Below are 25,636 nucleotides of genomic sequence, written 5' to 3'. Positions count from 1 at the left end.
CGGACGCGTTCTTCTGAAAAATTGCGGCGATTTACGCCTTATCGACCGGGATCTCCTGAGACGCCGGCTCCTCTCCGGCGGTCTCCGTCGTAGAGGGCTCCACCTTCTTTTTGGCCTCCAATTCTTGAGCCGCTTTTTCGAGCTGTTCGCTCAAAGTATGAAGCCCCTTGGTCAGCGCCTCCAACAATTCATTGACCACTTTGCTGGAAGCCACCTTCTCGCCGACTTCGCCGGCTTTGGCCTGCAATTCCTTCGCCTCTTGCGAAGAGGCGACCTTCTGAAACGAGCTTTCCAGCGTAGAGACGATCGTTTCGGCGCCGGTGCGCAAATTTTCCTCGAGCTGTTTGCGCTGTTCGCTGTTCCACCAGGATTTGCCGAGCGAAGCGAGGCGATTGGCCGCCTCGGCGAGCTCATCCAGCAGTTCTTGGGTGGTCCGCTTGGGGTTGGCTTCGGCGCCGCTCTCCGCTTGAGATGACGTCGATTCGGGATTTTGGGGGGTCGGCTGATTCGTTTCCATGAGAGTTTCTCCTCTGACTCAGATCGCCATCAACTACACTCCTCACATACGTCGCCCTCGACGAAAAGTTGCATAGAGCAAGTCGAAATCAAGACTTTTGATTATGATTGCGTCCCTGGCGCAGCGCATCAACCAGAAGCGCTCCTGTCATGAAGCGCGCAACTGGCTCAGAATCAAAATTGCCCTGGCGACGACCTTATTGTACCCTTTGGAGCGAACAGAAACAACCCTCTGAACGCCCAAAAAATCTTCGGAGAGCATTTGCGAATGAACAGACGGCTGCTTTTCACCGGTCTTGCCACCTCGGCGGCGGCGTGGGCGCTCTTGCACACGCCGCGCGGGCGCTTTTCCTGGCCCCTGCGCAACGCAACGCCGCGCCCCGTGGCTTTGATCACCGGCGCATCGGCCGGCATCGGCGCCGAGTATGCGCGTCAACTGGCGGCGCGCGGTTTTGACCTGGCGCTGGTGGCCCGACGCGCCGATCGCCTATACGAACTTGCCCGGTCGCTGACAGCCGCCCACGGCGTCCACTGCGAAGTCATCGCCGCCGACCTCGCGCACGACGAGGGCGTCTCACTTGTCGAGGCGCGCATCCGCGCCATGGACGCCCTCGCCATCCTCGTCAACAACGCCGGCTTCGGCACGATTGGCCGGCTGGTGAACGTCGACCCCGGGCGGCAGCAGGAGATGATCTACCTGCACGTCATGGCGCCGATGCGGTTGACGCAGGCCGCCCTGCCCGGCATGATGGAACGGCGTCATGGGGCGATCATCAACGTGGCCTCCGTCGCAGCGTACTGGCGCTTTGTGGGCAATGTCAACTACGCCGCCACCAAAGCCTATCTGGTCGCCTTTTCCGAGGGGCTGCAGATCGAACTGCGCAGCAGCGGCGTGCATGTGCAGGCGCTCTGTCCCGGCTTCACGCGCACCGAGTTTCATCACACCGAGGAGTTCAAAAAGCGCCAGGCCCGGCAGTATCCCGACTTTCTCTGGATGTCGGCGGAGGAAGTCGTGCGCCAATCGTTGGATGCGCTCGGCAACGGCCGGGTGGTCATTGTGCCCGGCCTGTTCTATCGCGCGTTGGTGCTGGCCCTGCGCACGCCGGTGCTCGGGGAAACGCTGATGCGCGTGGCGGGGATGGTGCTCTGAAGGGAGGGGCCGGCTGAGCAGCGGCCCTCCACACGCTCGAAAACAAATCGCAAGAACTACTCGATAGAAAGCGACGGAACCTATGCCCTCTTCTGTTCACATCGACGCCAACTGGCGCTATCACGACTTGCGCGCAGTGGTGATCGAAAACAACCTGCTGCGCCTGGTGCTCCTGCCCGAACTGGGCGGCAAGCTCTGGTCGCTGGTCTACAAGCCGGTGGACCGCGAGGTCTTCTGGCACAATCCGCGCATGGCTCCGCGGCCGGCCCCCTACGGCGCCGCCTACGACGACTGGTTCTGCGGCGGTTGGGATGAACTCTTCCCCAACGATGCGCCGACGACGTTCACAGGCGATGTCTATCCAGACCACGGCGAATGGTGGGCGATGCCCTTCGAATGGGAGATCGTTGCGCAACGGCCAGAAGAGGTCACCGTGCGCTGCTGGCGCTACGGCGTGGTGACCAACACGACGATCGAACGCCAGATCACGGTGCGGGCAGGGCAGCCAGGGTTTTCCATCCATTATCGCCTCCACAACGCCGGACCGCAGCCGCTGGACTTCCTCTGGAAGCTGCACCCGGCGCTGGCGATTTCGCCCCATGCCCGCATCGACCTGCCCGCCTGCACCGTGCTGCCGGAGGCCGGCTTCAACGACAGGCTGGACGGGCGTTCCTTCGCCTGGCCAACGGCGCGCAGCCCCCGCGGTGAAGCGGTGGACATGCGCATCGTCCCTCCTCCTGAAGCCGCCACCTGCGATTTTTACTACGCCACCGATCTGGCGGCGGGCTGGTGCGCCCTGACCGATGCGCAGGCCGGCTATGGCTTTGGGCTGGCCTTTGACCCGACGATCTTTCGCAGCGTCTGGGTCTTCGGTGCATACGGCGGCTGGCGTGGACACTACGTCACCATCCTGGAGCCGTGCACGGCCTATCCCTATCGGTTGGAGCAAGCGGTGGCGCAAGGGACGGCCAGCCGGCTTGCCGCGGGCGCCAGCGTCGAGACCACCGTGACCGCCGTGCTCTATCCCGGGCGAGCGTCGGTGACGGAGATCTCTCCGGATGGCGAAGTAAGATGAAGAACTCATGAGAGCTTGCGAACAAGATCGGAGGAGGAGGAGCGGAGATGGGAGAGTTAACCGGCAAAGTGGCGTTGGTGACCGGCGCCGCCCGCGGCATCGGACGGGCCGTGGCGGAGGCGTTTGTGCGCGAAGGCGCGGCCGTGATGATCGCCGACTTGTTGTCGGACGCAGGCGAGGCGACCGCAGCCGAATTGCGCGCAAATGGAGGGCAGGTCGCCTTTGTACAAGGGGATGTGACGCGCGACGCCGAGGCGATGGTGGCGGCGACGGTGGCCGCCTTTGACCGCCTCGATATTTTGGTGAACAACGCCGGCGTCTTTTACAACGCCGACGCCCTGACTATCCCGTTTGAGGAGTGGCTGAAAGCCGTGGACGTGATTTTCTACGGGACATTTCACTGCAGCCGCGCCGCAGCTCGCGTCATGGTCGAGCAGAGGCAAGGGGGGCGCATCGTCAACGTCTCGTCGGTGAACGCGTTCTTGGGCATGGCGCAGTCCAGCCACTACAACGCCGCCAAGGGCGCCGTCGATCAGCTCACGCGCTGTCTGGCCGTCGAGTGGGCGCCCTACGGCATCCTGGTCAACAGCGTAGCGCCCGGCTTCGTGGACACGCCGATGTCGATCGTCAACGGCGTCAACGAGCTGGAGACGCCCGAATTTCAGGAGTTTTACGTCAGGCGGCGACGCATCCCTCTCGCTCGCGCAGCGCAGCCTGCAGAGATCGCCGAGGCGGTCTGCTTTCTGGCTTCCCCGCGCGCCAGCTACATCACCGGCCACACGCTCGTGGTGGACGGAGGCTTATCTATCACGTTTTAATCGATAGACGGCGCCGGATGCAAAATCGCTGACCAACAGGCTGCCATCGCGCCACACGAGCAGGTGCTGCGGATTGCGCAATCCGCTTAAAAAAGGCGCCACTTCCCCGCGTGCATGGTCGCCTTCGAGCGTCGCCTTCACCTGCACGACCTCCCCGCGGTTCCACAGCGCCACGAGCAAGACCGTCTCGTCCCACGGCGCAACCGTCACGCTCGTCGGCGTGGCGCCCGGCGGGAAGAGGGCGACAGGCGCTTGCGTAGCGGCGCACCGTTCGACTGCGCCGCCGTAGCGCTGCACCGGCTCGCGGTCGCCTGCACACTGAGGCCAGCCATAATCTGCCCCGACGACCACGAGATTCAGTTCGTCCGGCGGGAAACCATTGCCGATCGGATCGTCGCCGATCTCCGTCGTCCAGATGCGCCCCTGGGGATCTATCGCGTGAGCGTAGGCGCCCTTCAAGCCGGTGGCCAGCGCCCTGGGATGGCTCGGCTGCTGCGGCGTCAACGCCCAAAGCGTCGCCGAGCCGGGCGCGGCTGCGCCTCCCAGCCGCGCGCCGGTGGTGGCGTACAGAATTTCCCCATGGGGCGTGACTGTAAGCGTTCCGTTGGAGCGACCGTTAAAAGGCAGATCGGTGAACACCGGCTCCGGCGGGCCGACGGACGCGTCGGAGCCGATCGGCGCCGTCAGCAGATCGCGGCCGGACGCGATCCAAAGTCGCCCCGCATGCACGGCGACGCCGGTGGGCTTGAACAAGTTCTCCAGCAGGACGCGACGGCCTCCGGTCTCGAGCTCAACGGCGAGCACCTGCCCTTTTCCCTCATTTTCGCCGCCGTTGAGCTGCGCCACCCATAGGCGACCATCCGGGCCGACGATCATCTGGGTGGGGCCATTCAGGCCGGCGACAATCAATTCGACGGTGAAACCCGGAGGCGTCGCAAGGTCGGCCGTAGCAGGAGGGAGCGGGGACGTTGTTCGGAGCTGGGGCATCGAACAGGCGGAGAACGTCCATAGGAGCACCCCGGCCAACAACAGGTAAAAACAGGATTGCCTGCGCCAGGCGCAACTCAGGCGATGTCTGCACAGGAGCATCGGGATTCCTCAATAGACGTTCGACCGACTACCCCTCCCAGTGCTCGGCGAAATACAACAACGTGCGCAGCATGTTGTCGAAGACGGCCAGCCGCGCCACTTCATAGCCGTGGCTGTTCTCTCGCACCTGGCCAAAGCAAGCGATGCGCTGCGCCGCCCCCACCTCAAAGACCATGCTGGCGTCGCTGGCGCTGACGTCATAGGCGACCGGCTGCAGCGCCGCGCCTACGGCATTGGCCGCCGCGCACAAATCTGCGATCAACCGTGGATCGTAGGGCGCCACGCGGTCGCGCGTCCAGACGCCGGGGCGGCCATCCAGTTCCAGCGGCGCGCCGGGCGTGATCGGACACCCGTCGATGGCGATAAAGACGTCGGGCCGTTCGCGTTGCGCCAAAACTTTGGCGCCCATGCCGCCAACCTCCTCCTGCACGGTGAAGGCGACGAGCGCCGGACAATGCGGCCGACGTCGCTCCTCCGCCAGCGTCTTCAACAATCGCAACAACGTCACGACGCCCATGCGGTCGTCAAAGGTCCAGGCTGCGACCAATGGATCAGTCGGGTCGCCGAACAGCACGGGGCCGCAGTGGGAGCGCAGAGGAACGCCCAACGAGCCAGGACGCACGCCGGCCTCGGCAAGTTGGGCCGGCGTCAGACCGGTGAGCACGCGCACGTTGGCCCAATCGATCGCCTGCCCCGACGCGCCGTGGCCCGCGCCCATCGAGAGCACGCCGATGACAGTGGCATGGTCGCCCAGAATTTCCACGGGCGTTTCCCCCAGCTTCCACGGGAAAAGTCCCCCGGAACGGCTCACGCGCAGCCGGCCATCCGGCTCAATTGCGTGCACCGCCAGCCCGATCTCGTCCATGTGCGCTGCGTAGCAGACCAGGGGGCCGTCCCCCGTCCGCCCTTCCAGGCGCACCCAGACGTTGCCGCAGCCGTCGCGCTGTGGCGCATAGCCCCATTGCTGGAGATGCTGGCAGACGCGATCCGCCAGTTTGCGCTCCATGCTCGACGGGGAAGGATGCGCCAGCAGATCGACGAAAAGCTCCAAGGCAGGGTGCTGCTGAGCGTTCATGGCTGTTCTCCCACCGCGATCGGACGTCGAGAGTCTGCGATCCATTCGCTCCACGAGCCGACGTAGAGTCGCCCCATGCCCAGGCCTGCGATCTCCATGGCGATCAGGTCATGCACGGCGCTGACGCCGGAGCCGCAGTAAAAGATCACCTCCTGAGGAGAGGCGTCGCCAAGCAGCGCCTCGTAGCGCTCCCGCAGTTCGCCGGGGGAAAGAAAACGGCCATCGGCGTCAAGATTCATGGCGTAGGGCGCGTTGATGGCGCCGGGAATGTGCCCCGCCGCCGGATCGATGGTTTCGTTTTCGCCTCGATAGCGATCCGGCGAGCGCGCGTCGAAAAGACGCAAGGAGGATTCCTGGAGGCGCTGAACGATTTCGTCGGTGGTCGCCTGCAACGAAGGGCGGGGGCGGGGGGTGAAAGGACGCGGCGGACGCGTCTCCACCCCGCTGCGGGTGGGGCGCCCCTCCGCCTGCCAGAGCCGCCAGTCGCCGTCCAGCAGCGCAACGGCGTCGTGGCCCAGCCAGCGCAGCATCCACCACAGCCGACCGGCGAAGACGCCGCTCTGGTCATCGTAGACGACAACTTGCACTCGCTCATCAATCCCCCACCTCGAGAGCGTCGCCGCAAATGTTTCCACTGAAGGCAACGGATGCCGTCCGGTCTGGCCCGGAAGGACCGGGCCGGAGAGGTCTTCGTCGAGATGCGCATATACGGCACCGGGAATATGCGCCGCCAGGTAGTCGCGGCGTCCTTTGCCTGGGTCCGCCAGCGCAAAACGGCAATCCACAATCGCCCAGCCGGGGTCCTCCAGATGCGCCGCCAGCTCGGCTGTAGAGATCAACGTCGTAAACATAGCCTTCCACTCCGGTCATCCTACTTTACAAAGCGACGTAAAGAAACACAAATTCACTCTCCATTCTCTTCACCGCTCTGCGCGCATCATTCATTTCAAGGATTCAAATGTCGTTTGAAAAATTCGGTGATCCGGCTGTAGCAATCGACCTTGTTCGGATATTTGATGACATCGTGACCTTCGTCCTCGTAGACGACATACTCCACCGTTTTGCCCTGGCTGCGCAGGTGCTCGACGAGGTCACGCGACTCGCGCTCGACGACGCGCGGGTCGTTGGCGCCCTGGATCACAAGCAGCGGGCAGGCGAGCTGATGCAGATAGGTGCTCGGCGAGCGCTCGATCAAAAACTCTCGATCCTTCTCCGGGTGACCGACGGCGGTGTAAAAGTACGTCTTCCACGTTGCGGGAATGCGCTCCATGAAGGTGAGCAGATTGTAGGGACCGAACATATCGCACGCTGCCTTCCAGAGCTCGGGGTGGCGCCCTGCCAGCGTGAGCGTCATATAGCCGCCGTAGGAACGCCCCATCACGCCGACGCGCGTCATGTCCAGCCGCTCATCCTTGCGCAGCAGCTCATAGGCGGCGATATGGTCGAGACGGTCGGCGCCGCCCCAGTCGCGATCGACGCGCTTCATGTAGGAGATGCCGTAGCCGGTGCTGCCGCGCACGTTGGGAACCCAGACGGCGAATCCGTTGAGCGTAAAAAACTGGATCAGCGGCATCGAAAACCAGGTGAAATCGGGACGCTCCTGGCTCTGCGGGCCGCCGTGGATGTAAAAGATGACCGGCCTTGGCCCTGCGTAGCCAAGCTCTGCTGCAGGCAGGTAGAGCCGTGCAGAGATGCGCAGGCCGTCATGGGATGTGTATGGATAGTCTTCTCCAGGCGAGAGCAAGTCGGCGGGGATGCCAAGCACGCGCTCGTTCGTCTGGCGGAGGCGTGAATCATCGGATTCGATGATGTAAATTTGCGAAGGGGAGGTCGCCGTGGAGAAGGAAAGCGCCATGCTCTTCGAGACGGGGTCTGCGCTGATCGACTCGATCACGCCGTTGCTCAGCTCCCCCTCGCCGACCAGAACCCGATCGACCCGAAAGAGCAGATTGGCGCGATCGAAGACGCCGGCGTAACACCACGAAACGCCGTCGATGTTGTAGGTGAGCCGGTGGCGATCGCCAAAGCTCCGCTTCAACGACGTCATCTCTCCCTGGCCGCGATGCATCGTCCCCTGCACCTCCACTTGTTGCACCTGGTCTGGCGCATCGAGCCGGAAATATGCGAGGCCATAGTGTTCACTGAAGAGCGCCGAAACAAAAAGCACTCCTTCATCCTCAATCAGGATGGCGTCGCCCAGGCCGTTGGGGGCGACCGCCTGTCCCTCGAGGCGCTGCTCAAGCGGAAGGCCGAAGAGCAGCGTGCGCTCCGTTTCGCCCTGGCGCCACAGCCACCAGACCACATCACCGAAGGTGTACTGGTCGGCGAGGAGAATCACGGAGAAGTCATCGTTGTGGGCGACGGGATGGTTGCCATACAGGCTGACCCCAAGGCTGGTCAGTTCCAGCGAATTCAGGTCCGCCAGAAAGCTTTCGTAGTACGGCGACGTGCGCGGATCGACGCTGAAAAGCGCCAGGTTGCGCTCTGGGTCACAGGCCGCGCAAAAAACCTGCTGCCCGGCGAAACGGTCGCCGAAGACTGGGGTCGGCAGCCCGCCTTCGATCGGCACAAAGACCGGTTGGTAGTTTTCGTCGCCGTCGCGGTCGAGCATCAACAGGATTTTGCCCAACGAAGGCAACACCCGGTACGCAACAGCGTCGCCCAAATGATGCGGATTGGGCAGCGCAATGTCCGGCGGAATCAACGGCTCCGGCACACTGCCGCCGACCCGCATCGAGTACAGGCTTAAACGTCCCGACATGTCGCTGATGAAGTACAGCCTGTCCCCGACGCGCTGGGGCGAAACAAACTGACGCGCAGCAAGCAAGGATTGAAGCGGATAAGAGCTCATCGTTTGGTCGCTTTCTGGGTTCAACTCTTTTGGCACTGCCATGCAACAAGAACTATGGAGGGATTGTACGCTAATTCTCAAGAGGAGCCAACGTAAGCGCAGATACGGATCGCAGCCGAATTGTGCGCTATTTTCATTAGAGGTTTGACAAGAAAGCATTGTCGAGTATACTTGGGCGCACAGAATGAAAGTGCGCTGAAGATAGCTTTCTACAACAATCGTATGCAACGAGAGTTTTGCTTTTCGGCGAATCAACTGACTTGCTTGTGTCGATAGCGGGAACAGCCAGCATGGCGCTGGTGGTCTCCCGCTGTTTCCGATTGCAAGCGATGAGCCTGAGCAAAACTCCAACAATTTCAGCAGAATGAGAAGTTCGCAATTTTCTTGACCTTCCTTCTGCGCCGTTCATGCAAATAGTTTGGTCTGCGCCGGGTTCATCGTTGAATGACCCGGCGTTTTCTTTGATGTGATTTTTTGATGTCAATGTAGCAAAGCAATCAAGGAGGGTGTTTGACCTTATGGCGACTGTATATGTGCCAACGCCGTTGCGCCGATTGACCGGCGGTCAGGCGAAGGTGGAAGTGACGGGCAGCGACGTCGGCTCGATCATCCAGGCCATCGACGCCCAATATCCGGGCGTGGCCGACCGTCTACTCGACGACGACGGCAATATCAAACGATTCATCAACGTTTTCGTCAACGACGCCGAAATTCGCGGATTGCAAGGTTTGCATACGCCCGTGGGCGAAAACGACAAGGTCTCGATCGTCCCGGCTATGGCGGGTGGACAGGAGTGAATGATGCCGCAACTGAACCGTGATCAATTGCTGGAGCTTGCCCGCCGCGAAGTGCCCGAAGTGACGGCGCAGGAGGTCAAAGAGCTGCTCGACCGGCGGGCGCCGGTGACGGTAATCGACGTGCGCGAGCGCGACGAATTTGTGCAGGGGCATCTTCCCGGCGCGCTCTTCATCCCGCGCGGCTATCTGGAGCTGCAGATCGAGCAGTACGTCCCCGACCGCAATGCGCCGATCGTGGTCTACTGTGCAGGCGGCGTGCGCTCTTTGTTGGCGGCGCGCAGCCTGAAGGAGATGGGCTACGCGAACGTCAGTTCGATGATCGGCGGCTTCACCGGCTGGAAGAACGCCGGCTTCAAATTCACCGTGCCTCGCGTGCTGACCGAAGAGCAGCGCATCCGCTACTCGCGCCACACGTTGCTGAAAGAGGTGGGCGAGGCCGGCCAGATCAAACTTTTGGAAGCCAAAGTGCTCCTGATCGGCGCAGGTGGGTTAGGCAGCCCGGCGGCCATGTATCTGGCGGCGGCGGGCGTCGGCACGCTGGGCATCGTCGATTTCGACGTGGTCGATCTTTCCAACCTGCAACGCCAGCTCCTGCACGGCAACAAAGACGTCGGCCGGCCTAAGGTCGAATCGGCCGCAGATCGCATCCGCGACATCAACCCGGACGTCAAGGTGATCCCGCACAACACGCCGTTGACCAGCGAGAACGCGCTCGACATCATCCGGCAATACGACATCGTGCTCAACGGCTCGGACAACTTCCCGACGCGCTATCTGGTCAACGACGCATGCCACATGCTCGGCAAGCCGCTGGTGGACGGCAGCATCTTCATGTTTGAGGGACAGGCGACGGTCTACATGCCCGACATTCCCGAAAAGGGCATCGTGGGCGGCCCGTGCTACCGCTGCCTCTACCCCGAACCGCCGGCGCCGGGCGAGGTGCCGAGCTGCGCCGAGGCGGGCGTGTTGGGCGTGTTGCCGGGCATCGTCGGCTCGATCCAGGCCATCGAGGCGATCAAGTTGATCCTCGGCATCGGTGAGCCGTTGGTGGGACGCCTCTTGCTCATCGACACGCTCGACATGAGCTTCCGCACGCTCAAAGTGCAGCGCGACCCCAACTGCCCGCTCTGCGGCGAGCATCCCACGGTGACCGAACTGATCGACTATGACCAGTTCTGCGGGTTCCCGGCGCGAGAGCACAGTGCGGAGTTGGTGGCGGCGTAGGCGAAAAGATGTGAAGAAGGGAGAGGGGCTCAGAGCGACAGCGGATTCTCTCGCTCCAGGCTCCGGGAGCTAACCAGGATGATTCGCACCATTGAACGAAGGCGAACCGAGGCGAGCAATATTCTGTCTCTGGTCGGCAACACGCCGCTGCTGGACTTGAGCGGGTTCGCCCATGCGCGCGGGGTTGCGCCGGGGGTGAGCCTCCGCGCCAAAGCGGAGTGGACCAATCCAGGCGGTTCGGTGAAAGCGCGCGCTGCGCTGCGCATGGTCGAAGACGCCGAGCGAGACGGCCGACTGACGCCGGACAAGATCATCATCGACTCCAGCTCCGGCAACACGGGCATTGCGCTGGCGCTGATCGGCGCGGTCAAAGGCTACACCGTGCATCTGGTCATGCCCGCCAACGTGAGCGCCGAGCGCAAAGCGCTGGTCAAGGCCTATGGCGCCCACCTGATCGAATCCGATCCGCTGGAAGGCTCGGACGGCGCCATCGAAGTGGTGCGGGAGATCGTGGCCGAAGCGCCTTCTCGTTATTTCTACGCCAATCAATACAACAATCCGGCCAACTGGCAGGCGCACTACGACACCACCGGCCCGGAAATCTGGCGGCAGACGGCGGGCGCCGTCACCCATTTCGTGGCGGGGCTGGGCACGACGGGCACCTTCATGGGCACGGGCCGCTATCTGAAGGAGCGCAACCCCGACGTCGAGCTGGTGGCCGTGCAACCGGAGGACGAACTTTCGGTGATCGAAGGGCTGAAGCATCTGGAGACGGCCATCACGCCGGGCATCTATGACCCCCATCTGGTGGATCGCTTCCTGGGCGTCGCCGCGGAGGATGCATGGCGGACGACGCGCGCGCTTGCCCGTAAGGCCGGTCTGTTTGTCGGCATCAGCGCCGGCGCTGCGGTGCACGCCGCCATCGAGCTTGCTCGCGAGCTGCGCAGCGGCTGCATCGTGACCATCCTGCCGGACGACGGCAGCAAATATGTGAGTCTGGGCCTTTTTGGATAAGACAGACATCTACATTTCAGGCGTGGAAGCGCAACGCGCAAGGGGGAAAGCCATGAAGGTCGATCAAACTGCATTGAAATTCAACCAGGCCAGCATCATCCTGCTGCTGGCGCTGGCGTTTCTGCTGAACTCGGTGTGGCTGGTGGCGTTGGTGGCGGCTGTGATGGTGGTCGGCACGGTGTGGCCGGAAGCCGGCCTGTTCAAGCTGATCTACGCTCGCATCTTCAAGCCGTTGGGCTGGCCCAAGCCTCACCTGATCGAAGACGATCCCCGCCCACACCTCTTTGCCCAAGGGCTGGGCGGCCTCTTTCTGGTGGCGAGCGCCATCGCCCTCTGGCTTAACGCGTCGGTCGTCGGCTGGACGCTGGCGGCGATTGTGATCGTGCTGGCTGCAGTCAATCTCTTCCTAGGTTTCTGTCTGGGCTGCTTCCTCTACTACCAGTTGGGACGGCTCGGCGTGAAACCGTCCCTGCCCTCCTGGCAGACGGCCTCGACCCAGGTCAATGCAACCCAGAAGAACAGGAAAGGATAAGCCGTGTTGGAGCGTCTGTTGATCGTGTTCGCCGTAGCGCTGGCGGCGGCGTTGTTGTACGGGCTTTGGCGCATCTGGCAGCATCGTCGCCTGCGAAAACTGCGAGGCGTAACTGCGCCCGTTCATCTGCCCCCCGGCGTTGCCGGCGGCAAGCCCACCGTGCTATACTTTTCCACCAGCGAGTGCGCACAATGTCGTCTACAGCAGACGCCGATCCTGACGCAGCTCCAGGCGAAATTCGATGTGGCCGTGCATCAGATCGACGCCCTGGAGCAGCAAACGCTCGCGAATTTTTATGGCATTATGACCGTGCCGACGACGGTGGTGCTCGATGCGGAGCTGCGCCCGGTGGCCATCAATCACGGCGTTGCGCCGTTGCAAAAATTGCAGAGCCAGGTCGTCGGCTCTCCATGAACTCTGGAGCCATGTCAAAAGTCGATCTTCTCATCCGTCACGCGCTGGTCGTCACCCAAGACGACCAGCGTCGCATTTTGGAAGATGGCGCCATCGCAGTCGAAGGCCCACACATTGCGGCCGTCGGCTCCACCGCCGAGCTGGACGCCCAATGCATCGCCGACCGCACCATCGACGCAAACGGACGCGCGCTCTTTCCCGGCCTGCTCAACATTCACACCCACCTCTTTCAGTCCGCCGTCAAGGGGCTGGGCGAAGATATGCCCGTCGAACAGTGGGTGCAGGCGGTCACCTTCCCTACAGCGCGCGCCATCAACGCCGAAGAAGCGTATTTGCTGTCGCTGGTGAGCTGTCTGGAGAATCTACGCAGCGGCGCCACCACGGTGATGGATTTCATGTACAGCCTGGACAATCCAGCCCTGCACGAGGCGGTGATCCAGGCCATGCTCGACAGCGGGCTGCGCGGGCGCTATACGCGCACCGTCGTCGACAGCGGCGAAGAGATGGGCATTCCCGACGTCATGCGGCAACCGGCGGAGGATGCGCTGGCGCACGCCCGCGCGCTTCAGGAGCGCTTCCACGGCGCAGGCGATGGTCGACTGGACATCGGCCTGGCGATCGGCGTGATTTGGGCGATCACCGAGCCGGGGCTGCGCGCCGTGCGCCGCTGCGCCGACGAAACCGGCATGACGATCACCATGCACGTCAACGAGACGCCTTTCGACAATGTGGCGGCGCAGCAACGCTGGGGACGCGCCACCATCCCCATGCTGGCCGAGAGCGGCGTGCTCGGCCCTGATTTTATCGCCGTGCATTGCGTCCATATGACCGAGGAGGACGTTGCGCTTTTCGTGCGTCACAATGTCGCCGTCGCCTACAACCCTGTGAGCAACATGTACTTAGGCTCGGGCATTGCGCCGATCGTGCAACTGGCCGGACGGGGACTGCGCATCGGCCTCGCCACCGACGGTTCCGGCAGCAACAACTGTCAGGACATGCTGGAGACGCTGAAATTCGGCGCGCTGCTCCAGAAGGTGGGGCGCCAGGATCCCTCCTGCGTGCTGGCGCAACAGGCGCTCGACTGGGCGACGCGCGGGGGCGCCGAAGCCATGGGCCTGGCCGACCAGGTCGGCTCCCTGGCGCCGGGCAAAAAGGCGGATTTTTTCCTGGTCAACCCTTTCACCCCCAAGGCCACGCCGGTGCATGACCCGGTGACCACGCTGGTCTACTCCGCAGGCCAGCCCAACGTCGAGATGGTGGTGGTCAATGGCCGCGTATTGATGGAGAACGGCGTCTTTACACATTTGGATGAAGCGAAAATCCTCCGCGACGCGCAGCGCGCTGCACAGCATCTCGCCCAACGCGCCGGCACGGAGAGGCTGTTAGAACGACGAGGGAAATGGCGACCTCTGGAATGAACGCGCCGTTTGAGCGGAACCGCGGCTCCGCTCCCGCTCTCCCGCTCTCCCCCTCTCCCCCTCTCCCGCTCTCCACCTCTCCCGCTCTCCACCTCTCCCGCTCTCCACCTCTCCCCCTCTCCACCTCTCCCCCTCTCCACCTCTCCCCATCCTCTCACTCCACGATCACCCGGTCGCTGGCGCTGCGGCCGAAGACCTCCGGCGAATACATCTCCTCCGCCCTGGCCGGTGGAACGACGAACTCGCCCGGCGTCGTCGCCCGCGCCACGTAGCTATATTCGTAGACGCCATCCCACAGGATCGACGTGAATGCCTCTGCGCCGGCGTCGCGCAAGTTTTGGTGCTCGTACCACGGGCCCCACCACCAGTAGAAGCGGTTGGTCGCCTGACCGGTCGGATCGACGGGGACGCGCTCGGAGACGGCCAGCGCAGGGTTGATCGGCTCCAGGCCGGCGGGCAGACGATCGACCAGCGCCACATGGTAACGGCGGCTGACGGCCACCATCGACAGGCGCACGCGCACCCGCGCCCCTGCCTTGATATGCCAGACGCCATCCTCATCGCGGCGCACATCGCTCGGATCATCCACAGCCTCGTACGTGCGCTCCACGACGAAGCCCATGTCGATCGGCTCCAGCTCCAGATCGGTCGGCGCATAGCGGATGCCCAACCGATAATAGAGTCGGCCATCGCCTTCTTTGGCAATCACCAGGTCCTGCACACCCGGCTGCTCGACGAGGAACTGCATCGGGACGACGGTCTGTTGCGTCTCGGTCGTGCGGCCTCGGTGCGCATGCTCGGCGACGTAGGTCTCGCCCAGCCACATGCGCGCCACGAAATCAGGCGTCGTCGCCTCGAAGGTGTTGAAGTAACGATCCATCGCCAGCAACACGAAGACGTTCTCCTGCGTGTTCGCCCAGCGCCCTTTGACGCGACCGTTCATCAGCCCGGCCACGACTTTCGGAATGAGATCACTTGCGGGCGTCTGCGTGATCAGCGCATCGAGCACTACGGCGTCGGTGCGGCGGTTGGAATGCAACAACACCCACTCCTGATCGTCGTAGGAGACGATGAAGTTGGCGGCGCCGGCGGTCTCCACCGCCCGATTCTGAATGTTGCGCTCGATGGCGGCGACGATCTCCGCCGAAGCCGGATCGCCGGCGAGCGTCTGCCACAGCCAGGCCTGCGCTTCCAGCGACTGTTCGTCCACGGGCAGCTCGTTGTACAGGCTGCGCGCTTTGACGTAATCGAAGTCGCCGAGCAGGCTGCGCACATAGACGGCGTAGCTGCTGATGGCGTGTCGCGCCTTGCGTCCATACCAGGCCGGGTAGGCGTTTTCGATGGCGCGGAGGTAACCGAGCGCAGCGTCCAACGTTTCTTGCGGGACGACGTAGTCCTTGTTGCGGGCGACCGCCAGCGCGTGCGTCGCAAAGACCGAGTTGTACGGGATGGAGTCGTCGCCTTTGGTCCAGTAGGGGAAGCCGCCATCCCAGTTTTGCATCTGGCGCAGCCGCTCGATGTCCCGCTGCATGGCGGCGACGATCTCTTCGTCTGCGGGCAGCTCAGGCGACTGGAAGGCCGTGAGCACATCGCGCAGGGAGGCCACGCTCAGGATGCGCGCGGCCAGCTGCTCGGAGCACTCAAAAGGATACGCTTGAAGGTAGAGAAAGGCGTCGGTGAGCGTCGCCAGCGCAGTCGAAGAGGTGCTCAGCTCCAACCCGCCGAACTGCGGGAAGACATTCTGGGGCGAAGCGATCGGCTGGGCCACTGCGCCTTCGTCGAGCACGCCGTACGTGGCGAAGGCCTCGGTCGTCGCCGGCGTGTAGACGGGCATCTGCACGGTTGCAGCGTCGGCGTACTCGCCCGCCACTGCGGCGATCTGCACGCGCGCAGTCCCGACGTTCTCGGTCGAGGCCGGGAAGCGCACTTCGACGCGCTCGTTGGCCGGAACCTCGACGCGCTGCCCTGTCGCTCCATCCAGCTTCAGGTTGGCGGCCTCGATGGCCACATCCACCGTCAGCGATTCGTCCGTCTGGTTTTGGATGACAACGGGCAACTCGAAGCGGTCGCCGAAGTTGAGGAAGCGCGGGGCCGAGGGGCGCACCATCAGAGGCAGCCGCGCCGTGATGTTGCTCTCCGCAGCGCCAAATTGTTTTTCGGTGGCGGCCACCACCATCAGGCGATAGCGGGTGAGATTGTCGGGCAGCTTGTAGGCGACGTACACCTCGCCCTGAGCGTCCGTGCGTTCAGCCGGGGCGAAGAGCGCCAACGGGTTAAAGTCGGTGCGCACGGCGATCCTCGGTGCGCCAGGGGCGGGCGCCTCCGCAGCCGCCTCTGGCATGGCCGGTGCAGCCGCCGGCATGGCCAGCATCATGTCCGCCATCGCAGCGCCGCGCGTCGGCGCCGCCTCTGGGCCGCCGCCCCGCGCCTGTGCGATCAGCAAGTCCGGGGCGGCCAGCAGCAGCGACCGGCGACCATACACGCTCTCGACGCCGCTTTCTCGCGCCGCATAGAAAATCGCCAGCGGGTCGGCCAGCCGGTAATTGGAGAGCGCCAACACCGCCTCATCGACGACGACGATGGCCAACTCGGCGTTGGCAACCGGTTCGCCCTGGGCGTCGCGCACCTTGACCCGCACGCCGGTCTCGGCGCCTGGATCGAGTTTCACGGCGTCAGGCTCGATTTCGACCGAGAGCGCGCGGCTCAGCGGAGGCACATCGAGCTGCAAACTGCCGGTGGCGTAGGCGGGCCGATCGGGCGCGCCCGCAAGCACATTCCCTTTGTCATCGAGGCGGGGCGCTGCGCCGTTCACATCGACCTGGATGTGCAGATTGGGGATGTGCACCTCCTCGATAGGGATTTCCAGGGTGGCCGTTCCGCCGTCGAGCGTGAAATTCTGCGTGTACAGGACGCCGCTGCGCGCCACGGTGAGCAATCCGCTGCCTTCGGCGAAGGGCGCCTGCACCAGGATGCGCGCTACGTCGCCTGGCTCGTACTGCTGCTTGTCGGGCACGAGCACCAGCTCCTGCTGCTCCAGCGTGCGCGAGGGTTGCGTCAGGCCGCCGCTGACCCACGCCGTGACCACGGTGCGGTTGAGCCGTTCGGCGTCATCGCGCACTTCGGCGGTGATGCGATATTGCCCCCCTTCGGTGGTGGGCAGCGCGCACGTCACCGGCTCCCCGGCGGAGATCAGGTCGCAGCGCTGTTCGTCCACTTCCTTTTCCACCCACTGACCGTTCTCAAACGCCCACGCCAGCCGCACGCTGCGCACGGCGACAGGGACGTCAGCGATCGCCGCGCCGTCGACGTCGACGACGATCACCTGGTACTCGAGCGGGTCGCCCTTCTGGACAAAATAGCCCTTCCCGCGCAGGCCGACGTAGAGCTTTGCGGGATGCACGAGCAAGCTGGTCTGGGCAGCCCAGGTCTGCCGGTTGACATCCATGACGGCGGCTGCGGCGTTGACGCTGTAAGGCTGCGGCTTTTCCGCCGAGACAAAGGTCATTCTCAAGTAGTGATGGCCGGTGGAATCGGTTCGCGCCGCATAGGTCTGGCCGCCTGCGCTGCTTGGCCCAAAGGGCGTCGGATAAAAGTCAACATAGGCCCCGCGTGCGCCCCACCACCAGGGCGTCCACTCGCCGAAGACGAAGTCCGACCAATTGGGCGGCGTGTAGGTGGTGGGCTGGGCGCTGATCGTCCAGGTGGTCTCTGCGCCGGGGAGGGGACCGCCGGCGTAATACTGCGCGGAGACGGCGACGATCGCCTCGCCGCCCAGGAAGTAGGGGCCGGTGGTCTCGTTGCGCGCCGTCACCTCAAATTCGGGCCGACGAAACTCTTGAATCTGGAAGCTATGGGTGTAGCTGCCGAAGACCGGCGTGTTGCGCGTGTTGAGTTGCACGCTGGCGTAGCCGAGGTTGCTGTTTTCTGGGATCGCGAAGCTCAGGTCGAAGCCGCCTAACGCCGTCAACGGCGCCGAACCTTGCGCAAGCTGGTTGCCGAAGGGATCGAAGACCGTGTAGTCCACCGCCCCGTTCGGCGCGGGATCGAGGCGAACGTCGCCCTGCGGTCCGGCGCCGAGGGTGCGCACCCAGCCTTTGAGGTGCACCTCCTCGCCAGGTCGATACATCTGGCGGTCGTCGAAGACGAACCAGCGGACGCTGTCGCTCAACGTCTCCCTCCGCCAGCCGTCCTCGCCCCAGTAACTCCTGGGGGAAACCAAGAAGGCGACGTCGTCTCCCTGCTGGGCGATGAGCAGCATCTGCGGCGACTGCGTCAGCTCGAAGCGCGCCATGCCGTTGGCGTCGGTGACTTTTTGCACGCCGTCCGGATGCAGCCTCACCATCGCGCCCTCGAGCGGAGCGCCGTCGTCGAGCGCCGTCGCCCATGCGACCAGCGCATCGGCGTCGTAGAAGGCGTCCAACCCGATCTTGGTGACCTGCACCCATGTCCGAACGACCGGGGCGTAGCGGTTGGGGAAGAGCATCTCGAGCAAGGAGGGCGGCGTATCGACGATGACGACCAGGTGGCCGTAACGGCCGCCCAGAGCGGACGATAGGTCGATATGGGTTTCGGTCAGCGTATCGCGCGGCGCGTCGATGTCGATCGTTGTGTTCAACACCTCGCGGCCTGGCGGGTCAGGTCTCGGTTCGTTGTAGTAGGCGGTTTGGTATCGGACAAAGGCGGGCCAGTCCTCCGGCGAAACCTGATAGGCGCGCACGCGCACCTTGCTGATGTTGACCGTGTAGATCGGGAAGGCCGGCGTCGGCGCCGTAGGATCGAGCGTCACCAGTGGGCCGCTTGGTCCCGAAAGATACGCGCCCATGTCGCCGGTGTAGAAGGTCAGCGTCACCGGCTCGGCCAGGCGCTGGCCAAAGATGTCCTCGATGTCGGTCTTGAGCGTCACCTTGTAGGTCGTGCGCCCGGCCATGACGCCAGCGATCGAAAGCCCGTCGTAAGCAGCGCTCACCACCATGTCTGAGATGGCCGGCTCCACGGTCACGACGTCATTGGTGATCGCCTCCACCTTCAGCGGGTTGTTGAAGCGCACGTAAAACGGCTGCCCTGGATAGCAACTATCTTGAGGCGATTTACAATTTTGATCGACCACGCGCAGCGGTGCGTAGGTCTGGAAGCTGAAAGACTGCACCTGCGTCGTGGTCAGCGGCCCTTCGGCGGAAGGCGCGCCCGGCCCGATGTTGATGGTCACCGTCGTTGCGGGTGGGAATGGCTCTTCGGCGCGAAACGCAAGCCAGCGCTCGGCGGGGAACTGCTGCGCGTACCCGTTCACCTCTTTGTTCGCCGCGATCTCTTCGGCAGTGGCCAGGCGCAAGGAGTAACTTCTCCCGCCGGCGAACGCCTGGATGGCGTTAAGCATCGCCTGCCGGTCGATGCGCTGGTCAAAGGCGACAAAGAGCAAGGGCTCGAGCGGCTGTGGGCTGACGCCTGGATAGGTGCGCACGACCGTAGGCGGCGGCGTGCGGAAAGTCCAGCGCACCGTCTGCTCCAGGACGCCGCCGCTCAGCGACGTCGTTCCGGCCGGGATTTCAACGACGTATTCGGTCGCCATCGGGAAGCGATTCAGGCCCTCCCCTCGATATTCAAAAGAAAGCGTGCGCGCTCCCAGCCACTTCCAAACGCCGGGCAGCTCCGGCGTCACCTTGACCGGAACCTCGGCGGCAGAAAGCGCCTCCAGCGTATCGAGCGGGACCATCGGTTGGTTGAACGTGACGTTGATAAAAGAAGCCAGCGGAACGTCGCCCTCGGGCGCGTAGCGCAGCACTTCCAGCGGCCCGGCGGGAACTTCCGGCGCCGTCAGCTCGCTCTCCGGCGGGGGGAAGCTCTGCGTCACAATCTCGCTCGCCCGCACAGGGGGGAGCGACTGCGGCGGCAGCTTGAAAGCTTCGACGTCGGTGGGCGCTGTTTCAAGAGGAGGAAGGCGGTCGAGAATCGGCTGCACGGCCTCTGCATCGAGCGGCTGCGCAGGCGGCCGTGCGAGGGGCGTCGGCGGCTGGGGTTGTGCGGCGCCTTCCTCGAGCAGCACCTCCAGGCCGTTCAGGGCGGCGGGCGTCGGTTCGCTGGTGGACACAGGCATTCCCTCCTGAGCAATGGGGGAAAACACGCCGGCGGCAGGGCGACTTTCCACGCGCACAGCGGCGCCCACCGGCCAGACAGCTCCTATCACGATTGAAAGAATGACGATAAGACTAATGAGGGACAGCAGCAGCCGGGATAAGCCCGAAGACGTTTTCATGGGACCTCCTCCTGATTGAGGGCGTATTCTCGTGGCCTGCACAGCCATCATAGCCCTTTTGCTCTGGCTGTGCAACCATAACGGGGACGCTCAGGAGGAGGCGAATGTTCCGTTGAATATCGTTTACGGTTGCGGCGCTTTCGTCTGCGGTTCAGGCGACAGCCAGCGCTCCAGGGCGGCGCTGAGCGTCGCAAGCTGAACCGGCTTCGAGACATAGTCGTTCATCCCCACCGCCAGGCAGCGCTCGCGGTCGCCTTGCATGGCGTGGGCGGTCATGGCGATGATCGGCACCGACGGATTGAGCACGCCCGCCTCGCCGCTGCGAATGTGCGTCGTCGCCTCGAAGCCGTCCATTTCCGGCATTTCACAGTCCATCAGCACCAGGTCATAGTTGATCTCCGCCAGGGCGGCGAGCGCTTCCCGGCCGTTCGCCACGGCGTCGGCGCTGTAGCCGAGCTTCTTGAGCATTGTCAGCGCCACCTTTTGATTGACGACGTTGTCTTCGGCCAGCAGGATGCGCAGCGGCCGCGCCGGAGACGGCGCTTCCACCGGGGAATGGGACGTCGGCGTGGGCGGCTGTGCGCGCTGACCCAGCGCCAATGCGATCTGCTCGCGTAGCTGCGACTGGCGCAACGGTTTGGCGATCTGAGCGATAAAAAGTCCGTCATGATTGGCTGCGCTCTGATACCCTAACGAGGTGATCAAAATCAGCGGCGTCTGCGCCAGCGCCAGGTCTTCTCGAATCCAACGCGCAAGGGCGAGGCCATCGGCGTCGGGCATCTGCATATCGAGCAACGCCAGGTCATAGCGATCGCCCTGCGCGGCTGCGCTGCGCAACATTGCAATCGCCTGGTGGGCGTCAACGGCTTCATCGCAGCGCCCACGCCACTGCGTCACCAGCGTGCGCACCAGCAGCCGATTGGCCTCGTTGTCGTCGACGACGAGCAGATGGGCGTTGCGTAGGTCCAACTCGTTCTCCGCCGGGCTGTCCGTCTCTTTGCATTTCTCCAGCGTCGCCGTGAACCAGAAGGTGGAGCCGACGCCCGGCTCACTCTGCACGCCGATCTCGCCGCCCATCAGCTCGGCAAGCTGTTTGGAGATGACCAGGCCGAGGCCGGTGCCGCCGAAGCGCCGCGTCGTCGAGCTGTCCACCTGGCTGAAGGGCTGGAAAAGACGGTGCAGTCGATCGGGAGGGATGCCGATGCCGGTGTCCTTGATTGCAAAGCGAAGGGTGATGTGCGTTTCGCTCTCGGAGGCCACACCGACGCGAATGACCACTTCGCCCTGTTCCGTGAATTTGATGGCGTTGCCGGCCAGGTTCAGCACAATTTGTCGCAGTCGGCCGGGGTCGCCGATGACGTAGGTTGGCGCCTCCGGCTCCACAAAACAGACCAGCTCCAATCCTTTGGCCTGCGCGCGGCCGGCGAGAATATCGACCGCATCTTCGACCATGGCGCGCAGGTCGAAGCGAAGGCGCTCCAGCTCCAGCTTGCGCGCCTCGATTTTGGAAAAGTCCAGGATATCGTTGATCAGCGCCAGCAGCGTTTCGCCGCTGGTGCGCGCAATTTCGGCGTACTGGCGTTGCTCGTTGTTCAGCGGCGTGTCGAGCAGCAGCCCGGTCATGCCGATCACGCCGTTGAGCGGCGTGCGGATTTCATGGCTCATCACCGACAGAAATTCACTCTTGGCGCGGCTGGCGGCCTGCGCTTCAATCGCAAGCTGCTCGGCGCGATGCAACGCTTCGGCCAGCTCCTGCTGCGACCATTGCAGCTCCCGCTCCATGTGGTCGCGCATCAGCGCGCCGCCGATGGCCGCCGCAGCGGCGGTGAGGATGTTTTCCTCGCTCGCGCTCCAGACGCGCTCGGAGTGACAGTCGTCGAAGCCGATGAAACCCCAGAAGCGCTCCTCGACCAGGATCGGGATGACCAGGATCGACTGAATCTCCTGAGGCTCGAGGATGGCGCGCTCTTCCGCTGGAAAGGTGCGCACCAGCCCGACGATCGGCTCCCCGCGCGAGAGCACTTCGTACCAGCGCGGCACAAACTCTGCGTAGGGGATATTTTGCAGGCTGGGATTGTCGATCTGCGGCGTGGCCAACGGGGAGCACCACTCGAAGCGCTGGCTGGTGAAGTGGGCGCCGGTTTCCGGGTCTTGCGAGTTTTCAAAAATGTAGACCCGATCCACTTTGAGCGTCTGCCCCAGGATCGCCAGCGCCGACTGGATCGTCTCCGGCAGTGGTTTGGGCGCCAACAACACAGAGAGCGCTTCGGCGACAGCCTGGAGCAACTGCTCCCGCTGACGCAGCGCCTCATGCATCTGTTTCGACTCCGTGATGTCGCGGCCGATCCCCACCAAACCGATGATCTCGCCGTTGGCGTTGCGCCACGGCACCTTGACGCTGGCGTACCAACGCAGCTCACCTGTGGATGGATGGACGACCGGCTCTTCAATGTTCAAAATTTCGCCCTTTTCCAGCAGGGCGAGCTCGCGCTTGCGATATTCTTTCGCCAAATGCAGCGGATGAAAGTCGAAATCGCTCTTGCCGATGACTTCCTCCTCCGAAGTTGCACCGAGCTGCGCCAGTGTCGCAGCATTCACCAAGACAAAGCGGCTCTCGCGATCTTTGGCGTAGAGCACTTCCGGCACGGTGTCGATGAAGGTGCGCAGAAGCTGACGCTCATTGGCGAGCGTTTCCTCGATGCGTTTGCGTTCGGTGATGTCCTGCACGATTCCCGCAATGCGCATCGGTCGGCCCTCCTCGTCGCGGATCAGCTCCCCGCGCTCGGCCAGATAGCGCACCTCGCCGTCGGGCCGCACGATGCGATATTCGATCTGCAGCGGCTCCAGGCCGGCGAGAACCGCCTGCTGCGCTGCACGCAGCCGCTCTACGTCGTCGGGGTGGACGCAACGCATAAAAGCTTCGTAGGTGACCGGTTGATCGGCCGGCCAGCCGAAAATGCAGCGCGTCTCTTCAGACCATTCCAGGCGGTTTAGATGAAAGTCGTTTTCCCAACTGCCGACATGGGCGATGCGCTGCGCTTCTTCCAGCTGTTGCTGGCTGCGACGCAACGCTTGCTCTACTTGCACCCGCTCGGTGACGTCGCGGCCGACCGACTGCACCTCGACCAGATTTCCTTCGGGGTCGAAGATCCCGCAATCGGTCCATTCGAGCCAGAAGACGCGGCCCTGTTCATCTTGCGCACGCTGGACGAGCGTATGCGTCGGCTGCTCCGGCGTCAGACGCCTGAGTCCCTGCGCCACGCTCTGGATAATCTGAGGACGCTCATGCGCCGGAAAAAGCTCGACGAAATCGCGGCCGACCGCCTCTTCCGGCGTGCAGCGAAAGTGAGCGCAGAAGGCGGGATTGACGAACGTGAGCGTGCGATCCGGACGCCAGCGACAGATCATGTCGGGATGCACCTCGACCACAGCCCGATAGATGGCGTCGCGACGGCGCAGCTCCTCCTCCATCGCCTTTTCACGCGTGACGTCGCGGCCACAGCCCACCGTGCCGATCAACGTCCCGTCGGCGCCCCAAAACGGCGCTTTGTACACGTCCAGCCGCAAAAATTCGCCGCGCACGAAGCCGAACTCGTCGAAGCGTTGCGCCTGCAAGGTGTCGAGCACCACCTGATCGGAGTCCACGCAAATCTCGCCGAAGGTGTGCCAGTTGGGGTCGTCCGGGCGGGCGGCGCGCTCGCGCTCGGCGAAGTAGAGGTCGGTCTTGCCGATCGGCTCGTCCGTATCTTTGGCGTGCAACAGCTTTTCGCAGATGGCCCGGTTGGCGAAGAGGAAGCGTTTCTGCGTGTCTTTCGCCCAGATCATGTCCGGCGCGTTGTCGCACATCAGGCGCAGCATGGTGTAGAGGTCGCGATAGCGCGCCTCCGCCTGTGCAAGCTGCGTCACATCGCGCAAGAGCACCAACCACCCCTGCGCAGACCGTCCTCCGGATTGGATTTCCCGGCAAAGCGCCTGCACGGTGCGCTCGCCGAGTTGCACCTGGACGCCCTCGCCCTCGGCTTTCAGGTCAGATTTTGCTTCTTGCAACCGTTCGACGATCCCGGCGGCGAGACCGGAAGCTTCCTCGAGCCGGCGCCCGATGCACTCGTCCGTAAGGCCGAGCAGCGTGCGCGCCGCCGGATTGAAGTCGACGATGCGGCGTTCGGCGTCGAGCGCAATCACGCCGTCGGGCAACGTCGCCGTCAACAGACTGTGCACAGGCGGCAACAGGTCGAGCAGGTGAAAGTGGGTGAAAGCCCACAGGCAGATCAAGCCGGTTGCAGCGACGCCCACCCGAATCAGCTCCAATCCAGGCCAAGGGTTGAGGCCGGAGAAGTAAAGGACGCTGGCTGCAACCGGAATCAACCCGCCCACCACTACGGCGACGAACTGCTTACGATAGGGCGGAGAAGCCGTCCAGGCCGCGCGCGCCGCCAGATAGAGCGTGACCCCAATGATGAGATACCCGTAGAAGATCGCTCCGATCCAGTTCCACAGCCCCGGCTCCAGAATTAACGCCCCGTGCGCGTCTACGGCTACGCTGCGCCAGAAAAGGCCGTGATATTCGTTCGTCCACGCCAGTGCAATCGAGATGAGGATAGGAAAGGACAGCAGCCCGAGCATTGAGGGCTTCAACGTGGTTGCGCGACCCGTAAACTGCAAAACGAAGAGCAGCGCCGGCAAAGATAGAGAAAGCGACGTCGCCACGTTCAGCTTTTCCCAGCGCAGTTTGCTCTCGATGTCCGGCGCAGCCAGAATCAAGGCGGCGATCACCATCGAAACCATCGAAACCGTGAGCAAGATCGCCAGTGGGACTCCGCCGGGTGCGCGGCGACGATGCCAGGCGTAGCCGGCCGCCATGCCGGTGATCAGCGCGCCGCTCAGATAAATGTATAGATAAGGAGAGACCATAAGGCTTCTTTCGCTCTTTCTCTATAAAACCTCGGATGGAATTTCACAGAGGATTCTGGCAAACTCGTAGGCGCTGCTCGCCGCAGCGCTTCCTTGATTCATCCAAAACCTTGCGCCCTCCCGAGAACGTGCTGCCGGGAGCCGCCTCTGGCGCCATCGCCGCCCGTTTATTCAATCCGCTCTATCGATTCCGGGTTCAACTGCGCAGCTTCTTCAACAAATTCTACAGGGTGTGCACGATAACGCTTTTCAACCAATGGAAGTTCGCTGAGAGGCTCCTGGCGACGAGAAGTGCGCATCTCACGACGCCAAAACTTTCTGAATTATTCTATATTTTTCTCAGTTATGATGTGATCGGACAACTGGCGTAGGCTGGGGGAAGATATTCGAAGGATAGTAGGAAATTTTTGAAAACAACCTTCGACGTGCGACGATGTGATAAAATTCAACGGATTTGTCCGATAAATCCGTCCGTATTTCCATCCACATATAAAAGCTCGCT

General features: G+C 63.3%; 17 protein-coding genes. 10 read left to right on the top strand and 7 right to left on the bottom strand.

The window, feature by feature from the left end; translation table 11 throughout:
• Positions 1-31 precede the first annotated feature (31 nt).
• Entirely contained in the window at positions 32-517 is a 486-nt protein-coding gene (locus tag Q0367_RS19285) for a hypothetical protein (RefSeq protein ID WP_297639723.1), read from the bottom strand.
• Between the two features lie 267 nt (positions 518-784).
• On the opposite strand from Q0367_RS19285, the gene Q0367_RS19280 reads away from it, so the two are divergent.
• The 3 genes from Q0367_RS19280 (at position 785) to Q0367_RS19270 (ending at position 3,559) form a co-directional block, all read left to right on the top strand.
• A complete protein-coding gene (locus tag Q0367_RS19280) occupies positions 785-1,666 on the top strand; it encodes an SDR family oxidoreductase (RefSeq protein WP_297639720.1) in 882 nt (293 codons plus the stop codon).
• Between the two features lie 82 nt (positions 1,667-1,748).
• Positions 1,749-2,741 carry a DUF4432 family protein gene (locus Q0367_RS19275; protein WP_297639717.1) on the top strand — a complete coding sequence of 331 codons (993 nt, stop codon included), beginning with the start codon at positions 1,749-1,751 and terminating at the stop codon, positions 2,739-2,741.
• Between the two features lie 47 nt (positions 2,742-2,788).
• Positions 2,789-3,559, top strand: a complete 771-nt coding sequence (locus Q0367_RS19270; protein ID WP_297639714.1) for an SDR family NAD(P)-dependent oxidoreductase — start codon at positions 2,789-2,791, stop codon at positions 3,557-3,559.
• Here the strand turns inward: Q0367_RS19270 and Q0367_RS19265 are convergent.
• The 4 genes from Q0367_RS19265 to Q0367_RS19250 form a co-directional block, all read right to left on the bottom strand.
• Complete coding sequence (locus Q0367_RS19265; RefSeq protein ID WP_297639710.1) at positions 3,542-4,648, bottom strand: sorbosone dehydrogenase family protein; 1,107 nt, start codon at positions 4,646-4,648, stop codon at positions 3,542-3,544. The two genes, Q0367_RS19270 and Q0367_RS19265, sit on opposite strands and share 18 nt — an antisense overlap.
• A gap of 28 nt (positions 4,649-4,676) precedes the next feature.
• Positions 4,677-5,723 carry a M20/M25/M40 family metallo-hydrolase gene (locus Q0367_RS19260; RefSeq protein WP_297639707.1) on the bottom strand — a complete coding sequence of 349 codons (1,047 nt, stop codon included), beginning with the start codon at positions 5,721-5,723 and terminating at the stop codon, positions 4,677-4,679.
• Positions 5,720-6,574, bottom strand: a complete 855-nt coding sequence (locus tag Q0367_RS19255) for a sulfurtransferase (protein ID WP_297639695.1) — start codon at positions 6,572-6,574, stop codon at positions 5,720-5,722. The genes Q0367_RS19260 and Q0367_RS19255 overlap by 4 nt, the downstream gene beginning before the upstream one ends.
• Positions 6,575-6,669: 95 nt before the next feature.
• A complete protein-coding gene (locus tag Q0367_RS19250; RefSeq protein ID WP_298984219.1) occupies positions 6,670-8,574 on the bottom strand; it encodes a prolyl oligopeptidase family serine peptidase in 1,905 nt (634 codons plus the stop codon).
• A 518-nt stretch (positions 8,575-9,092) separates the two neighbouring features.
• On the opposite strand from Q0367_RS19250, the gene Q0367_RS19245 reads away from it, so the two are divergent.
• The 6 genes from Q0367_RS19245 (at position 9,093) to Q0367_RS19220 (ending at position 13,973) form a co-directional block, all read left to right on the top strand.
• Entirely contained in the window at positions 9,093-9,371 is a 279-nt protein-coding gene (locus Q0367_RS19245) for a MoaD/ThiS family protein (RefSeq protein WP_014431331.1), read from the top strand.
• Between the two features lie 3 nt (positions 9,372-9,374).
• Positions 9,375-10,595: a molybdopterin-synthase adenylyltransferase MoeB gene (gene moeB, locus Q0367_RS19240; protein WP_363325895.1), complete on the top strand. Its 1,221-nt coding sequence runs from the start codon at positions 9,375-9,377 to the stop codon at positions 10,593-10,595.
• 78 nt (positions 10,596-10,673) lie between these two features.
• Positions 10,674-11,609 (top strand): PLP-dependent cysteine synthase family protein, encoded by a 936-nt coding sequence (locus Q0367_RS19235; RefSeq protein ID WP_297639683.1) that lies wholly within the window; start codon positions 10,674-10,676, stop codon positions 11,607-11,609.
• A 52-nt stretch (positions 11,610-11,661) separates the two neighbouring features.
• Positions 11,662-12,141 carry a DUF4395 domain-containing protein gene (locus tag Q0367_RS19230; RefSeq protein ID WP_297639680.1) on the top strand — a complete coding sequence of 160 codons (480 nt, stop codon included), beginning with the start codon at positions 11,662-11,664 and terminating at the stop codon, positions 12,139-12,141.
• A 3-nt stretch (positions 12,142-12,144) separates the two neighbouring features.
• Positions 12,145-12,555 carry a thioredoxin family protein gene (locus Q0367_RS19225; protein WP_297639676.1) on the top strand — a complete coding sequence of 137 codons (411 nt, stop codon included), beginning with the start codon at positions 12,145-12,147 and terminating at the stop codon, positions 12,553-12,555.
• Positions 12,556-12,566: 11 nt separating this feature from the next.
• Positions 12,567-13,973 carry an amidohydrolase gene (locus Q0367_RS19220; RefSeq protein ID WP_297639673.1) on the top strand — a complete coding sequence of 469 codons (1,407 nt, stop codon included), beginning with the start codon at positions 12,567-12,569 and terminating at the stop codon, positions 13,971-13,973.
• A gap of 154 nt (positions 13,974-14,127) precedes the next feature.
• On the opposite strand, the gene Q0367_RS19215 is transcribed toward Q0367_RS19220, so the two are convergent.
• Both Q0367_RS19215 and Q0367_RS19210 read right to left on the bottom strand, forming a co-directional pair.
• Positions 14,128-20,058 (bottom strand): alpha-2-macroglobulin family protein, encoded by a 5,931-nt coding sequence (locus Q0367_RS19215; RefSeq protein WP_298984216.1) that lies wholly within the window; start codon positions 20,056-20,058, stop codon positions 14,128-14,130.
• 288 nt (positions 20,059-20,346) lie between these two features.
• Complete coding sequence (locus Q0367_RS19210; protein ID WP_298984214.1) at positions 20,347-25,134, bottom strand: PAS domain S-box protein; 4,788 nt, start codon at positions 25,132-25,134, stop codon at positions 20,347-20,349.
• 35 nt (positions 25,135-25,169) lie between these two features.
• Here Q0367_RS19210 and Q0367_RS19205 point away from each other — a divergent pair, with 35 nt between their 5' ends.
• Positions 25,170-25,505 carry a hypothetical protein gene (locus Q0367_RS19205; RefSeq protein ID WP_298984212.1) on the top strand — a complete coding sequence of 112 codons (336 nt, stop codon included), beginning with the start codon at positions 25,170-25,172 and terminating at the stop codon, positions 25,503-25,505.
• Positions 25,506-25,636: the final 131 nt, after the last annotated feature.

Source organism: uncultured Caldilinea sp. (genome assembly GCF_937128415.1).
Taxonomy (GTDB): domain Bacteria; phylum Chloroflexota; class Anaerolineae; order Caldilineales; family Caldilineaceae; genus Caldilinea.
The sequence above is the reverse complement of the archived record's forward strand: the minus strand, read 5'-3'. Positions and strand labels throughout refer to the sequence as shown.

Coding starts and splice junctions, on each gene's coding strand:
- Q0367_RS19255 (WP_297639695.1), bottom strand. CDS start 6,574: ATGTTTACGACGTTGATCTCTACAGCCGAGCTGGCGGCGCATCTGGAG.
- Q0367_RS19205 (WP_298984212.1), top strand. CDS start 25,170: ATGGAATTTCACAGAGGATTCTGGCAAACTCGTAGGCGCTGCTCGCCG.
- moeB (WP_363325895.1), top strand. CDS start 9,375: ATGCCGCAACTGAACCGTGATCAATTGCTGGAGCTTGCCCGCCGCGAA.
- Q0367_RS19230 (WP_297639680.1), top strand. CDS start 11,662: ATGAAGGTCGATCAAACTGCATTGAAATTCAACCAGGCCAGCATCATC.
- Q0367_RS19285 (WP_297639723.1), bottom strand. CDS start 517: ATGGAAACGAATCAGCCGACCCCCCAAAATCCCGAATCGACGTCATCT.
- Q0367_RS19235 (WP_297639683.1), top strand. CDS start 10,674: ATGATTCGCACCATTGAACGAAGGCGAACCGAGGCGAGCAATATTCTG.
- Q0367_RS19220 (WP_297639673.1), top strand. CDS start 12,567: ATGTCAAAAGTCGATCTTCTCATCCGTCACGCGCTGGTCGTCACCCAA.
- Q0367_RS19245 (WP_014431331.1), top strand. CDS start 9,093: ATGGCGACTGTATATGTGCCAACGCCGTTGCGCCGATTGACCGGCGGT.
- Q0367_RS19280 (WP_297639720.1), top strand. CDS start 785: ATGAACAGACGGCTGCTTTTCACCGGTCTTGCCACCTCGGCGGCGGCG.
- Q0367_RS19250 (WP_298984219.1), bottom strand. CDS start 8,574: ATGAGCTCTTATCCGCTTCAATCCTTGCTTGCTGCGCGTCAGTTTGTT.
- Q0367_RS19275 (WP_297639717.1), top strand. CDS start 1,749: ATGCCCTCTTCTGTTCACATCGACGCCAACTGGCGCTATCACGACTTG.
- Q0367_RS19265 (WP_297639710.1), bottom strand. CDS start 4,648: ATGCTCCTGTGCAGACATCGCCTGAGTTGCGCCTGGCGCAGGCAATCC.
- Q0367_RS19260 (WP_297639707.1), bottom strand. CDS start 5,723: ATGAACGCTCAGCAGCACCCTGCCTTGGAGCTTTTCGTCGATCTGCTG.
- Q0367_RS19210 (WP_298984214.1), bottom strand. CDS start 25,134: ATGGTCTCTCCTTATCTATACATTTATCTGAGCGGCGCGCTGATCACC.
- Q0367_RS19270 (WP_297639714.1), top strand. CDS start 2,789: ATGGGAGAGTTAACCGGCAAAGTGGCGTTGGTGACCGGCGCCGCCCGC.